This window comes from Bacillus sp. LQ01, from assembly GCF_057624735.1.
The window spans coordinates 70,678-85,349 of the sequence record NZ_JBYEZL010000003.1; the positions used below are offsets into that span (position 1 = coordinate 70,678).

15 protein-coding genes and 1 pseudogene are annotated in these 14,672 nt (G+C 37.0%); 3 read left to right on the top strand and 13 right to left on the bottom strand.

Features of this window, described 5'->3' with window-relative positions; genetic code table 11:
* Positions 1–5 precede the first annotated feature (5 nt).
* Positions 6–441, bottom strand: a pseudogene (locus AC22L0_RS21035) (hypothetical protein).
* Positions 442–575: 134 nt separating this feature from the next.
* Here AC22L0_RS21035 and AC22L0_RS21040 point away from each other — a divergent pair.
* On the top strand, positions 576–1,130 hold the full coding sequence (locus AC22L0_RS21040) for a histidine phosphatase family protein (protein WP_087964789.1): 555 nt from the start codon (positions 576–578) through the stop codon (positions 1,128–1,130).
* Between the two features lie 74 nt (positions 1,131–1,204).
* Positions 1,205–1,684: a YbaK/EbsC family protein gene (locus AC22L0_RS21045; RefSeq protein WP_000272747.1), complete on the top strand. Its 480-nt coding sequence runs from the start codon at positions 1,205–1,207 to the stop codon at positions 1,682–1,684.
* Positions 1,685–1,703: 19 nt separating this feature from the next.
* Here AC22L0_RS21045 and lipA read toward each other — a convergent pair whose 3' ends face one another.
* Positions 1,704–2,600 (bottom strand): lipoyl synthase, encoded by an 897-nt coding sequence (gene lipA / locus AC22L0_RS21050; RefSeq protein ID WP_000166372.1) that lies wholly within the window; start codon positions 2,598–2,600, stop codon positions 1,704–1,706.
* A gap of 189 nt (positions 2,601–2,789) precedes the next feature.
* On the opposite strand from lipA, the gene AC22L0_RS21055 reads away from it, so the two are divergent.
* Positions 2,790–3,773 (top strand): M23 family metallopeptidase, encoded by a 984-nt coding sequence (locus AC22L0_RS21055; RefSeq protein WP_487272434.1) that lies wholly within the window; start codon positions 2,790–2,792, stop codon positions 3,771–3,773.
* A gap of 73 nt (positions 3,774–3,846) precedes the next feature.
* Here the strand turns inward: AC22L0_RS21055 and yunB are convergent, their stop codons facing one another.
* The 11 genes from yunB to metQ all read right to left on the bottom strand — a co-directional run bounded on the left by yunB (position 3,847) and on the right by metQ (position 14,623).
* Complete coding sequence (gene yunB, locus AC22L0_RS21060; protein WP_000021802.1) at positions 3,847–4,578, bottom strand: sporulation protein YunB; 732 nt, start codon at positions 4,576–4,578, stop codon at positions 3,847–3,849.
* A 54-nt stretch (positions 4,579–4,632) separates the two neighbouring features.
* A complete protein-coding gene (locus AC22L0_RS21065) occupies positions 4,633–4,935 on the bottom strand; it encodes a YunC family protein (RefSeq protein WP_000248466.1) in 303 nt (100 codons plus the stop codon).
* Positions 4,936–5,000: 65 nt separating this feature from the next.
* Entirely contained in the window at positions 5,001–6,416 is a 1,416-nt protein-coding gene (locus AC22L0_RS21070; RefSeq protein ID WP_487272452.1) for a bifunctional metallophosphatase/5'-nucleotidase, read from the bottom strand.
* Positions 6,417–6,867: 451 nt separating this feature from the next.
* Positions 6,868–7,566: a type II toxin-antitoxin system PemK/MazF family toxin gene (locus AC22L0_RS21075; protein WP_087964783.1), complete on the bottom strand. Its 699-nt coding sequence runs from the start codon at positions 7,564–7,566 to the stop codon at positions 6,868–6,870.
* A 103-nt stretch (positions 7,567–7,669) separates the two neighbouring features.
* Positions 7,670–7,924 carry an AbrB/MazE/SpoVT family DNA-binding domain-containing protein gene (locus AC22L0_RS21080; protein ID WP_087964782.1) on the bottom strand — a complete coding sequence of 85 codons (255 nt, stop codon included), beginning with the start codon at positions 7,922–7,924 and terminating at the stop codon, positions 7,670–7,672.
* Between the two features lie 473 nt (positions 7,925–8,397).
* The gene (gene sufB, locus AC22L0_RS21085) at positions 8,398–9,795 is read right to left on the bottom strand and encodes a Fe-S cluster assembly protein SufB (RefSeq protein ID WP_001118827.1); all 1,398 of its coding nucleotides are present in this window, start codon (positions 9,793–9,795) and stop codon (positions 8,398–8,400) included.
* 48 nt (positions 9,796–9,843) lie between these two features.
* Complete coding sequence (gene sufU / locus AC22L0_RS21090) at positions 9,844–10,275, bottom strand: Fe-S cluster assembly sulfur transfer protein SufU (RefSeq protein ID WP_000009523.1); 432 nt, start codon at positions 10,273–10,275, stop codon at positions 9,844–9,846.
* The gene (gene sufS / locus AC22L0_RS21095) at positions 10,265–11,485 is read right to left on the bottom strand and encodes a cysteine desulfurase SufS (protein WP_001020760.1); all 1,221 of its coding nucleotides are present in this window, start codon (positions 11,483–11,485) and stop codon (positions 10,265–10,267) included. Before sufS ends, sufU begins: the two co-directional genes overlap by 11 nt.
* Entirely contained in the window at positions 11,485–12,777 is a 1,293-nt protein-coding gene (sufD, locus tag AC22L0_RS21100; RefSeq protein WP_000152167.1) for a Fe-S cluster assembly protein SufD, read from the bottom strand. The genes sufS and sufD overlap by 1 nt, the downstream gene beginning before the upstream one ends.
* 15 nt (positions 12,778–12,792) lie before the next feature.
* The gene (gene sufC / locus AC22L0_RS21105; protein WP_000929160.1) at positions 12,793–13,578 is read right to left on the bottom strand and encodes a Fe-S cluster assembly ATPase SufC; all 786 of its coding nucleotides are present in this window, start codon (positions 13,576–13,578) and stop codon (positions 12,793–12,795) included.
* Positions 13,579–13,816: 238 nt separating this feature from the next.
* The gene (gene metQ / locus AC22L0_RS21110) at positions 13,817–14,623 is read right to left on the bottom strand and encodes a methionine ABC transporter substrate-binding lipoprotein MetQ (protein ID WP_000722399.1); all 807 of its coding nucleotides are present in this window, start codon (positions 14,621–14,623) and stop codon (positions 13,817–13,819) included.
* Positions 14,624–14,672 lie beyond the last annotated feature (49 nt).

The following is a 14,672-nucleotide window of genomic DNA, read 5'->3' on the forward strand; positions in this document are numbered from 1 at the left end:
ATTTTTTATGGATTGTCGCAATGCTGATAGCTTTTTCCTTCTTGCAGCTGCCTCTTTGTTTCTGCATCTATAACGATATATTTATGAAACTCTTCTACTTCATTTTGAGAAAAGGAAGCAAAAAAATAAACTTGGCGATCAGGATGAACAAAAAAATCTTGAAGCATCACACTACTCCGACAACCCACGGCTGTTTTTTGTAGGAAAGAAAATTCTTCATCGGGCACTTCTTTAAATAAGATTTTTTTTCGAACACTATATGCTGCATTATTGTATTCTTTATAAATTTTCTTATCTAACTGTTTATAAAAAATATCCTCACTCACAAATGACTTATTTCGATTGCTTGGATAATTTACTTTTTGATTCGACTCTGCATAAGTTGTGGACAAGTGTATAAAAAAAACAAAGACTAACTACAATACATATCATTTTATTCATGATTGCACCTCAAATGTTCATTATCCACATTACTTTTCCACATATTTAAATCCATATGCCGTTTTCCAAGAAAAAGGAATTATTTCCACATTTGTCGAAGTATATAGCGTCAACTTGAAAGATGGGGATGAATTATGAAGAAAATTATTGTAATACGACATTGTTCAGCAACTGGGCAAAAATGTGATGCTGAATTAACGACCGATGGAAAAGACCAAGCAAATACCCTTGCTACATTCCTCTTAGAAAATCATCTACAAATCGATCATATTATTTCAAGCCCATTTGTCCGAGCTATCGATTCCATTCGGCCCTATGCGCTCCAAGCTAACTTATCTATCCAAGAAGATGATCGATTAACTGAACGCATATTGAGCAACGTTCCAATGGATGATTGGATGCAAAAACTAGAATCTACTTTTACAAATATAGATATTGCCTTTTCAGGCGGAGAGTCAACAAAACAAGCAACAGACCGTGCCATATCGCTTATTCAAGACGTTTTACAATTAAACCATACGACAACACTACTTGTTACACATGGCAATTTACTTACGCTCATTTTAAAGCATTTTGATCATACGATTGGCTTTAATGAATGGAGAACTTTAACGAATCCTGATATTTACGAAATTACAATCGACGAACAATGTATCATAAAATGCTTATGGGAAGCATCGTCTAAGTAATATCCCTTTCCAAAACATTCAGTTGACGCCACGAGAAGAAACTGTACTAATAATAGAAAGGGGTATCACTCCATATGTACGAAGATGTACTTGCTCTACTACATAAAACAAATGTTTCTTATGAAAAATTTGAACACGAACCAGTACTCGATTATGAGACAGATCGGATTGTACGTGAGAGACTCGGCTTACAAGGCACTCCAAGTAAAAGCTTATTTTTAAAATCAAAGTCTGGAGATTATTACGTATTTTTTACGTTAGAGGGCACAAGGCTCAACCGGGGAGAGATGAAAGAACTAACAGGAGAACGCTTATCTCTCTGTTCTCCTGATGAACTGCGAGACAAAACTGGTTGTACGCCGGGATGTGTGGCTCCTTTCGGATATTCACACGATGTAACAATTATTGTGGATAACGCTATTTATACGTACGATAAAATTTTAATTACACCTGGTGTACCTGAATTTACAATTGAATTATCCACAGAAGAATTAAAAAAGATTTTATTAACATGTCCAAATACCGTTTTAGAGTATAAACAAAAAGAGAGCTAATCGTTAGCTCTCTTTTTCATTATTTAGCTTCTGCTGTTTTTTCTTTTGCAGAACGTACTTGCTCGTCCGCATGGTAAGAAGAACGCACAAGTGGGCCAGCTTCACAGTGGCTAAATCCTTTGCTAAGTGCAATTTCTTTAAGCTCTGCAAATTCTGCTGGTGGGTAATATTTAAGAACTGGTAAGTGCTTCTTAGATGGTTGTAGGTATTGCCCAAGAGTTAAAATATCCACATTATTTGCACGTAAGTCATCCATTGCTTCAATTAAATCTTCTCTCGTTTCACCTAAGCCCACCATAATGCTCGATTTAGTTGGAATATCAGGCTGCATTTCTTTCGCTCGACGTAAAAACTCTAATGAACGTTCATATTTTGCTCTAGCGCGAACTCGGTCAGATAATCGACGTACTGTTTCAATGTTATGGTTTAAAATATCTGGTTTTGCATCCATTAACATTTTTAAGTTTTCTTCTACTCCACCCATATCAGATGGTAATACTTCGATAGACGTGAATGGGTTTTTACGACGTACTGCTCGTACTGTTTCAGCAAAAACAGCTGCTCCCCCGTCCTTTAAATCATCACGTGCAACCGCTGTTATAACAACGTGCTTTAAGCCCATTTGTACTACTGAATCTGCCACGCGTTCTGGCTCTTGTAAATCAAGCTCAGTTGGTAAGCCTGTTTTAACCGCACAAAAACGACAAGCACGTGTACAAACCGCACCTAAAATCATAAATGTTGCTGTTTTTCTTACAGCCCAGCATTCATGAATATTCGGACATTTTGCTTCCTCACAAACTGTATGAAGATTTTTAGAACGCATCATTTTCTTTAAGCCTGTATAGTTTTCATTCGTGTTTAACTTAATTTTCAACCATTCGGGCTTGCGCTTATATTCTGTTTGTTTTGTCATGGTTATCAACTCCGCACAATATGAAATAGTTTACCGTGTTCGCTTCTTTCAATGTAACATATCTATTCTAACGTATGAAAGCGATTTGCTCAAATGAAGATTCTAAGATTTTTTCCAATCGTTCCCTATAATGAAATACTCCGTATATCCCACACTAAAAAGAGTGATGTTGTGAAAGGAGTCTATTTCATGCTTCGAAAAATTTCTCTTTTGCTTTCTATTTGTTTTCTTCTCCACCAAAACATCGCTTACGGTGAAGATAATCAGCAAAGCATATACGAAAAGCGCATGGCACTATATAAAGAAACCGAGCAGTCTTCAGGCATTCCATGGTATTACTTAGCTGCAATGGATCAATATGAAAGAAATATACGGAGCGTAAGAAAAGATATTCCGAAAAAACCAGATGCCATCATTTCCCTTTATTTCAAACCAGAAATATGGGCTGGACCTATTAATAGTAACGATACTCTTCCCCATACAATTTCTCTATTTGGCGGAATAGGTTTAGATGGTGACAAAGATGGATTTGCAAATGCAAATAGCGACCGTGATCTTCTGCATACCGCAGCGACTATTTTAAGGAAACAAGGAACATCAGAAGACCGTATTAAAATTATGCTCTGGGAATATTATAGACGTGCCAAAACAGTTGATTTAATTAGCGAATACGCCCAAATTTATAAACATTATGGACGTATTAATTTAGAAGGAAATGCTTTTCCTCTTCCGATCCGTAGTGACCATAGCTACCGTAGTACTTTCGGCGCTGGAAGAAGTTTTGGCGGCAGAAGGATTCATGAAGGAACCGATATTTTTGCCAGATATGGCGTGCCAGTAAGATCGACTTGCTATGGCATTATTGAAACGAAAGGTTGGAACCGCCTTGGTGGATGGCGCATTGGTATTCGCGACCTTCATAACAATTACCATTATTACGCTCATTTAGGCGGGTTTTCAAAAGAAATACAGCTTGGACAAATTGTTGAGCCAGGGAAAGTAATCGGATTTGTTGGTAGCACTGGTTATGGACCTCCTGGTACAGCCGGAAAATTTCCGCCCCACTTACATTTTGGCATGTATAAAGACAATGGCTATACAGAATGGGCCTTCGATCCATACATGCATTTAAGCCTTTGGGAGCGCAAAGAACAAGCAAATACAAAACGATAACCGTAGCTGCATTGCTACGGTTATTTTTTATCCAGTAAAAGTCTGACTGAGCCGGGTTTCACTTTATTTACAACTAACTATCTGTTTTCTTTTTATCAGGTACAGCAACACTTCCGCTTCCATAATACGTAGGCACTTCCCCTTGAACGATACGCGTCGCAATCGGAACATTTTGTTTCACCTTTATCTCTTTCGTATGAAATGGAATAATCACTTGCAATGTTACTTCCATTTCCATAACAATTTGAATCGCTGTAGTATTAATCCCATGCGGCTCAATTTTTTGTTTAATATCTGTATTCACATGTCCAACTGGCGTGAAATGAATCGGAATATCTGGTCCTATATTACCAAGAAGTGCATTATCAGTTACACGCCCAAAAGGAACTGCCATAGTCGCGCCGTTTTTTTCAGCAATACCTAGCTCCTTCAACTTCCCTTGTTCTACTTGCTGTAAATATTTTTCTATGTACGTGGTCGTTGATGTTACGATTTCATTTACTTGCTTTGTATTTAAATTAATTGTGGATACTTTTCCGTTTTTATCATTCTGTACTTTCATTAATGAATCTACATCGAATCCTTCATTAATTCGATCCTTTACTGCCTTCGTCATAATTGCCGTCGCCATTTTATGTGTCTCTACTTCCCCATATTTAATTAAGGTCGGCTGAATATTATTATTCACAATCCACAACCCTTGCGTAAGTAATATAACAAAAAGAATAAACGACATAAGCAGTATATACCGAAAGGCAATAGGTCCCCTTCGAAACCGCGAGTTTTTCGAGCGAAATATACTCATAAAAAAACCTCCTTCTTATATCATTTCTATGCAAGAAGGAGGGACGATATATGCTTATCTCATTTTTAATAATGCTTCTTTTCCAATCGTACCTGCTGGAATGCCTAATGCTTCAGCTCCAGTCGTTACCGATTCTAGTGGCGCTTCAAGAAGTTGTTCAATCGTTCTTACACCAACCGCACGGCCAGCAATAATTCCTCGATCACCTAATTTCTCATTTAAAAGACCTACATCTAATGCACCACACATAATATATCCTTTATCGCTCATTACAGCTAGCAAATTCGTCTTTGGAAGTTTCACGCTAACTGCAATAAACGTATAATTATCAATTATAATTGGCTCCACATTAACCATAGTTCACACTCCTCTCTTTCTTATCTGTATGACAAGAGAAAAATGAGTGTTACAAGTTAACTAGCCTATAGTTTAACGGAAGATGTATAAGTTATTAACATATCTGTTAACACATCTCTAAGTAGTTCTGGCATATAATATTGTTTGCCAGAAAGTGTGGATAGCTCTGGGTATAAGTAGCCAAATGTAAACATATCAATCGTTCCTACTGTATATATACGATCTAATTCCAGCGATTCCCCGTTAATTAATACATCTTCGAGTAAAATTTTATTCCCGGGAATCGTATCTGGAATGACTTCTACACCAGCGTAAATCATTTTCCCCATCACTTTTCCCCGAAATCCGAATCCTTTCACCTCAAGATTCTCCATATTCGGCTTACGTGCTTTCAAAATAACTTCTCTTAATATCTTTCCTGGAACTTTCAAAGTACACGGATTAATTGGATGTGGACAAATTCTGTGAATATCTCCGCGCGTTACAACACCCTCTTCTAACCCTTCAAGAAGTACACCAGCGTTCACCATGCCAATCTCTGCATTGCACCATGTTTTCAGCGCACTTGCTAACATGTGAGAAAACGGCGTCTCATGAAACCAATCAACCGGTAATGACTCTTTTAAATGAACGACAGACTCTGCCATTATATGCTCACTTTCTTCCTGCAGTATTTCAATTGTGGATAACGGCTCGCTATAAGCACCTAACCGTTCCGTCTTAATCGCCCTACCGTCTTTTTTCAGCAATTTCTTCATCTCTATATCCACAGTAAGCTGCACGTGACCAACGTAACGCCCCCACTTTTCACAACAACAAAGTAAAGTATTATTCAGTAGAATACCACGCTCAAATAAATGATGCGTATGTGCTCCTAAAATAACATCTATATCATAATGCTCTGCCATATACTCATCCATACTTTTTCCAAGGTGAGAAAGGACAACCGTAATATGAGCCTCATCTTTCACTTCTTCTAAAATAGACTCTAAATGAATAATGGGATCTTCAATATGCCAATCGAGCATCTGATAAAACTCTGGATAAGCTACCGTTAATCCGATAAAAGCAATGGTAATCCCAACCGTCGTTGTATGCAATTTATAAGGCCTTGCCCATGACGGACGTACCCCTTCTTTTTCAAATAAATTTGCGACAAGTATTTCAAATCCAGCATCATCATAGAGCCGATTCAAATGCTCCTTCGCTAACGTAATTCCTTCATTATTTCCGATCGTTACATAATCATATAACGCCTCATTCAAAAGCTTCGTATTCCCAAGTCCATTCGTCGCTTCCGAAATACTATGAAAACGATCCACATGATCGCCGATATCAACCGTCAAAACAGTCTCTCCCGCTTCCTGTCTTCGCTTTTTCTCCCCTAGAACAAACCGAGAAATTTGCGGCCAATTTTCAAAATGACTATGTATATCGTTTGTATGATAAAGGTGGATGATTGTTTCTTTATTTGTATTCAGAGAAAAAACCTCCTCTCAGTTCCTTACTGCCATTTACGCTATGCGCACACAATAATCCTGTAAATACTTTTCGTCTTTTCTTGCTATTTTACATTGTACTCGCATTGTGAGAAAAAGCAAAACAACTTGAAATCCCCATATATCCTTGTCCTGTTTCTATTCATCTTATTTATTATTTTTAATTCTTGTTTTTTAGATATGTGAAAAAATGGTTTGCATCAACCTTCACATGCTATACCTCTACCATAATTCGAAATTTACAAATTATTTTATTTTTCCGTTATAGCTTCTCTTACTATTTATATGCTTTATTAATCTAAGTGTTTGTTCAACAAACAACACATACAACAGCAACCATTTGCGACAAAAAAGATTATTACCACAAAACAAAAAAACACACGAGTCTTACACACCGTGGATTACTCGTCTGTTTTTTATTTTTGTGTTGAAGTTATTCAAAGAAGATATTTAGAATTTCTAAGCAATTCTCCAATTCACTAGTACTGACTGAAACGTTTGCTTTTTCTAGATTTCTTTCTTTAGGATGAATGTTTCGTATCGCCTCTATATATGCGATACCACGCCCATTACCAAATAATTCTTCAGCTTCAATATTTACATGGTCTGGCTCTTCATCATAACCATCTTCAATAATAATAGGAGCGACCCATACACTATTGTGATGTTTATTGAATGAGTTTTCCGATAAAACAACAGCATGGCATTGCTTATTACCTAAATCTAATTTAACAATTTCTCCTTGGTTCAAACCATTATATTCATACTCAGTTTTAGTAGAAATAGCCTTAAAAACTTCTAAACATTTATCAACACTATCTTCTTCAGCTTCATCCACTATAGTTACCATGGAGTCACTATTGCCAATATAACTTGATAAATATGGCGTTATATGTTGCGTTAAAACCCAACCAGTTATTAGTGATTGTTGAGTTTTAATCTTGATACCATCTGGCTCCAAATACTCTTGATTAGACAGTGGACAAACTAAAGCATATCCATTAATCCGGTTGAAGGCATGGTCAGAAACAACCATGAATGGTCTATACCCTCTTTGTTCACTTCCTTTAGCATCTCTCACCTCTTCCTTAAAAATTTCTCCTCGATTTAATTCCTTTAATTCTTTTCTCATAATAGGATTTCCCCCTCTTAAATTCTTTTTTATAAACGCCCTCACTAAATATTTCCGTTACTAGCTTAGGCGAGCACAAGAGGTGAGAATAAAAAGTGTAGAATTAAAGGTAATGCTTTTCTTCTTCTTCAATTCGATCCCAATTAATTTGTTTTCTCTCTTTTATTTTTGAACTCTTTAACATTAATTTTTCATATGGAGTTAATTTTTCATCAACTTTCAAAATAATTGATTTATTTTTCTCGTCTATTTTGATTTCTAAAAATGAGTCAACATCTAAACCTAAAGATTCTAAAATATTCTTGGGAATCCTTATTGCTTGGCTATTCCCCCAATTTTTCACCTGCACTTTTTGCATAGTGAAAACCTCCTAATGATTTTAGGCTAAAACTAAATTAATATTTATAAAATTATCCTCAATTTAATCTACTGTATAATATACGAACTGATATTTGAGCATTCCTTTTCCTTTTCATTACAAATTCCTCCTTTAAATTAGATATTCAATCAACATTCATAAAAAATACTAGATCACTCACAATTTAATCTACTGTATGATATACGAACTAATATTTGAACACTCCTTTTCATTACAACACCCCCCTTTAAATTAGATTTTTCCTAAAGCGTATCGCTCTAGGATAACTAAAGTATATACTACATATATACAATTGTCAAATTTATAAAACAATTATATATATGTAGTATATACAATTGTTTTATAAATGATTCAAAATTTCTTTTTTAATCCACATTGAAATAAACAATTTAAAATAAAAAAGACGAACTTCAAAAGTTCGCCTTACATACTAAATCATAAAATATTTTATATTAACCAATAGAACCTTCCATCTCAAACTTGATTAGGCGGTTCATTTCAACTGCGTATTCCATTGGAAGTTCGCGAGTGAATGGTTCAATGAAGCCCATTACGATCATTTCTGTAGCTTCTTGCTCAGAAATACCACGGCTCATTAGGTAGAATAATTGTTCTTCTGATACTTTAGATACTTTCGCTTCGTGCTCAAGTGAAACGTAATCGTTTTTGATTTCGTTGTAAGGAATTGTATCAGATGTAGATTGGTTATCCATGATTAACGTGTCACACTCGATGTTAGAGCGAGAGTTTTTCGCTTTTGGTCCGAAGTGTACGATACCACGGTAAGTTACTTTACCACCATGCTTCGCAATCGATTTAGAAACGATTGTTGAAGACGTGTTTGGTGCTAAGTGAATCATTTTCGCACCAGCATCTTGGTGTTGGCCTTTACCAGCAATCGCGATAGATAATGTTAAACCACGAGCGCCTTCGCCTTTTAAGATAACTGCTGGGTATTTCATCGTTAATTTAGATCCGATGTTACCGTCAATCCATTCCATCGTTGCGTTTTCTTCACAAACCGCACGTTTTGTAACTAGGTTGTATACGTTGTTCGCCCAGTTTTGGATTGTTGTATAACGGCAATAAGCATCTTTTTTAATGATGATTTCTACTACCGCACTGTGAAGTGAGTTAGTAGTGTAAACAGGTGCTGTACAACCTTCTACGTAGTGTACGTGTGCGCCTTCGTCTACAATGATAAGCGTACGTTCGAATTGTCCCATATTTTCAGAGTTAATACGGAAATACGCTTGAAGTGGTGTATCAACTTTAACACCTTTTGGAACGTAGATGAATGATCCACCAGACCAAACTGCAGAGTTTAATGCAGAGAATTTGTTGTCTGTTGGTGGGATTACTTTTCCGAAATGTTCACGGAAAATATCTTCGTTCTCTTTTAATGCGCTATCTGTATCTTTGAAGACGATTCCTAGAGCTTCTAGGTCTTCTTTCATGTTATGGTATACAACTTCAGATTCGTACTGTGCAGATACACCAGCTAAATATTTTTGCTCAGCTTCTGGAATACCTAATTTATCAAATGTTGCTTTAATTTCATCAGGTACTTCATCCCAAGACTTCTCAGATTTCTCAGATGGTTTTACGTAGTACGTAATTTCATCGAAATCTAAGTCGTTTAAGTCGCCGCCCCATTGTGGCATTGGCATTTCGTAGAACTTATCCAGTGATTTTAAACGGAAGTCTAACATCCACTGTGGTTCTTCTTTCATACGTGAAATTTCTTCAACGATTTCTTTTGTTAAACCGCGTCCAGCACGGAAAATCGAAACGTCTTTGTCTTTGAAACCATATTTATAATCGCCGATATCTGGCAGTTGCTTCGCCATGTTGGTGTGTCCCTCCTTAGATAACCTCGTTTTTAGGAACCTTTAACATTACTTATCTTCGTTTAAGCCCTTTTCTAACGCTTTCCACGCTAATGTTGCACATTTAATACGTGCAGGGAACTTGCATACGCCTTGTAATGCTTCAATATCTCCTAAATCGATGCTGTCATCGTACTCTTTTCCTAGCATCATGTCAGAGAAAATTTTCGAAAGCTGAAGTGCTTCTTCAATTTTCTTACCTTTTACTGCTTGTGTCATCATTGAAGCTGAAGACATTGAGATTGAACATCCTTCGCCTTCAAACTTCGCCTCTTGCACAATACCTTCTTCTACTTTCATCGTAAGTTGAATACGATCGCCGCAAGTTGGATTGTTCAAGTTAACGGTAACACTATCTTCTAATACGCCATGGTTACGAGGATTTTTATAATGATCCATAATAACTTGACGATATAACGTATCTAAATTATTAAATGACATTTGTGAAATACTCCTTTGTCTTGATTAGCGAGTCAACAAATGTATCAATTTCTTCTTTTGTATTATATAAATAGAAGCTCGCACGTGCTGTTGAAGAAGCTTTTAGCCACTTCATAAGCGGTTGTGCACAGTGATGTCCTGCGCGAACTGCAATGCCTTCTACATCTAATACAGTCGCTACATCGTGAGGATGTACGTCTTCAATATTAAATGTAACAAGACCAGCGCGATGCTTTGGACCATAAATTGTAACGCCATCTACTTCTGATAGTCTTTCTAAAGCGTATTGCGCTAATTCATGCTCATGCTTTTCAATATTATCAAGACCGATTTCTTCTAGGAAATCAATTGCCGCACCAAGTCCGATTGCATTACCGATAATCGGTGTACCTGCTTCAAACTTCCACGGAAGCTCTTTCCAAGTAGATTCTTGTAAATCTACGAAATCAATCATTTCACCACCAAATTCAATTGGCTCCATATTGTTTAGCAATTCTTTTTTACCATATAATACGCCGATACCTGTAGGGCCACACATCTTATGAGCAGATAATGCGTAGAAATCACAGTTTAAATCTTGTACATCTACTTTCATGTGAGGTGTACTTTGTGCACCGTCAACGACCATAATTGCGCCATTTTCGTGTGCAATTGCTCCGATTTCTTTTACAGGGTTAATCGTTCCAAGTACGTTAGAAACATACATGATAGAAACGATTTTTGTATTCGGTGTAATTGTTTGACGAGCATCTTCTATTGAAATTGTCCCATCTGGTTGAAGCGGAAGATATTTTAAAGTTGCACCAGTTTTCTTCGCAACTTGTTGCCACGGAATGATATTACTATGGTGCTCCATGTAAGAAATAACGATTTCATCGCCCTCTTTTACATTTTCAAGACCATAGCTAGCCGCTACTGTATTTAATGCAGTTGTCGTTCCGCGCGTGAAAATAATCTCTTCCATTGATTTCGCATTGATAAACTTGCGAACTTTCTCACGTGCACCTTCATACGCGTCGGTAGCTTTCGTACCGAGCGTATGAACACCGCGATGCACGTTAGAATTATATTCTTTATAGTAACGTTCTAACGTTTCAATGACTTGAATTGGTTTTTGAGAAGTTGCTGCACTATCGAAATAAACAAGTTGTTTGCCGTTCACTTTTTGATCAAGAATTGGAAACTGTTTGCGTATTTCATGAATATTCATTAGCGAACTTTCCTTTCAATTACCTCAACAAGCTGTGCCTTTACTCCTTCAATTGGAAGCTCATTAACTACAGGTGCTAAGAATCCATGGATGACTAAACGTTCTGCTTCGCGTTTTGGAATACCACGGCTCATCAAGTAGTATAGTTGGACTGGATCTACGCGACCTACTGAAGCTGCGTGACCTGCCATTACATCATCTTCGTCGATTAAAAGAATTGGGTTTGCATCACCGCGAGCTTTTTCATCTAACATAAGAACGCGAGAAGATTGTTGTGCATTTGATTTAGATGCACCGTGTTCAATCTTACCAATTCCGTTAAAGATAGATGTTGCACTATCTTTTTGTACACCGTGTTTTAAAATCCAACCTTCAGAATGTTTACCGAAGTGAACAACTTTAGTTGTAAAGTTTTGTGTTTGGTTACCACGGCCAATTGTTACTGTTTTCGTATCAGCATATGAACCGTCGCCCATTAAGTTCGTAACGTTCTCTGAAATTGTGTTTCCGTCATTCATAAGGCCTAGAGCCCAATCAATACGGCCGTCGCGTCCTACAACGCCGCGGCGGTTAACGTAAGTTGTTACGTCTTTTGCTAATAGATCAACCGCACCGAATTTCACTTGTGCGCCTTGTTCCACGATTACTTCTGCTACGATATTTGCAATACCTTTAGCATTTTCATTTGCAACATAGTTTTCTACATAAGTTGCAGTACTGTTCGCATCAGCTACGAATAGTACGTGGTTATATACGTTAGCTTCTTCGCCGTCTACTAAGAATACAGCTTGAAGTGGAGTTTCAAGAACAACGTTTTTCGGAACATATACGAATGCACCACCGTTGATTAATGCAGCATGAAGTGCAGTTAGACGATGCTCGTCTACTTTCACGCCGTCTTTCATTAAGTACTTTTGTACTAGTTCAGCATGCTCAGTTGCTGCTGTTACGATGTCTGTAAAAATAACACCTTTTTCTTTTGCTTCGTCTGCTAAAGAAACGAATGCAGTTGTACCAGTGCGTTGTACTAATACGCTGTTATTTTCATCGATTAAGTTTTTCACTGCTTCTGGAAGTTCAGTTAAAGAACTTACAGGCTCTTGCTTAGCAGCGTCGCCTTTTCCGATAAAGTCCCATTTGTCAATTTTCGTTTTATCAGGCGTTGGCATTGGAAGTTCAGTTGCTTGTGCAAGAGCTTGTAAGCGGAACTCAGTCAACCAAGCAGCTTCGTTTACTTCGCTTGCGCGTTGACGGATTGTTTCTTGATCGAAAGGTAATGTACCGATTGTCATGTTTATGCTCCTCTCTTACGCTTCTTGCTCTGTTGTTTCGTCTTCAATACCTAATTCTTTTTTAATCCAGTCGTAACCTTCAGCTTCTAGACGTTGTGCAAGCTCAGGGCCACCAGATTTAACGATACGACCGTTCATCATAACGTGAACGAAGTCTGGAGTGATGTAGTTTAATAAACGTTGGTAATGCGTAATCATTAGGCAACCGAACTCTTCGCCGCGCATTTCGTTAATACCTTTAGATACAACTTTTAATGCATCGATATCAAGACCTGAGTCGATTTCATCTAAGATTGCGATTTTTGGTTCAATCATCATTAATTGAAGGATTTCATTACGTTTTTTCTCTCCACCAGAGAAACCTTCGTTTAAGTAACGTTGTGCCATTTCTGGATCCATTTCTAGGAATTCCATGTTTTTATCTAATGTACGGATAAATTTCATAAGAGAAATTTCATCGCCTTCTTCACGACGTGCGTTAATTGCAGAACGTAAGAAGTCAGCGTTTGTTACTCCGCTAATTTCACTTGGATATTGCATTGCTAGGAATAGACCTGCTTGTGCGCGCTCGTCTACTTCCATTTCTAATACATCTTCACCGTCGATGATGATGCTACCTTCTGTTACTTCATACTTTGGGTGACCCATAATTGCAGAAGATAAAGTTGATTTACCTGTTCCGTTAGGTCCCATAATTGCGTGGATTTCTCCACCTTTTACTTCAAGGTTTACACCCTTTAAAATTTCTTTGCCATCAATTGATACGTGTAAGTCTTTAACCGTTAATGTAGAACCAGCCATCTCAATACCTCCATTAATCCTATATATACATTTTAAAAATTCCTAAAACGTTCATATTCTCATTTTATTCTCATTCTAATTTTATATCAAATAAAATGATATCGCAAACGACGAAAAAAAGTAACCGTTTTTTCACAAATGTATATAAGTATTTCCTTCACATCTTTCTATGATACACCTTTCTTCTTATTTATATAAAGAAAAAAGGACTGGTAATTTTCCAGCCCTTTCCTTATATTTATTCACTTACCGGAAGTACAGCACCTTTATATTCTTTATTAATAAAATCTTGAATTTCTTTTGAATGTAGCACTTCTACTAGCTCTTTAATTTCTTTTTTCTTCTCATCACCTTTACGAACTGCAATGATGTTTGCATACGGAGAGTCTGCTCCTTCAATCGCAATTGCATCCTTTGTTGGATTTAATTTTGCATCAATTGCATAGTTTGAATTAATAAATAAAGCATCACCTTCATTATTTTCATACAGCTTTGGTGACAATCCAGGCTCTACATCTGTTTTAAACTTTAAGTTTTTCGGATTTTCGACTACATCTTTTACTGTTGCCTTAACAACATCTACTCCGTCTTTTAATTTAATAACGCCGCCTTTTTGTAACAGTGCTAGCATACGGCCACGCTCCGCTACGTTATTACTCATAATCACTGTCCCGCCATCTGGTAAGTCTTTTAAGCTTTTATACTTCTTAGAATAAATACCCATCGGCTCTAAATGGATTTTTCCTGCGTTTACAATTTTATATCCCTTTTCTTGAATTTCTTTATCTAAGTACGGAATATGCTGGAAGTAGTTCGCATCAATTTCTTTATCCGCTAACGCTTTATTTGGCAGTACATAATCCTGAAACTTTTTAATCTCTAACTTAATGCCTTTTTTCTCTAATATCGGCTGTGCCTTTTCTAAAATAACAGCGTGCGGCACGTTAGAGGCTCCCACAACAAGCTTATTCTCTTCCTTCCCTCCGCAAGCAGCTAATGTAAATACAGATAATGCTGTAACAACTGACAATAGAATCTTTTTCATATGACGTCCCCTTCTCCCTATAGTTATGTAGTAAAAAAGGACCGGCATA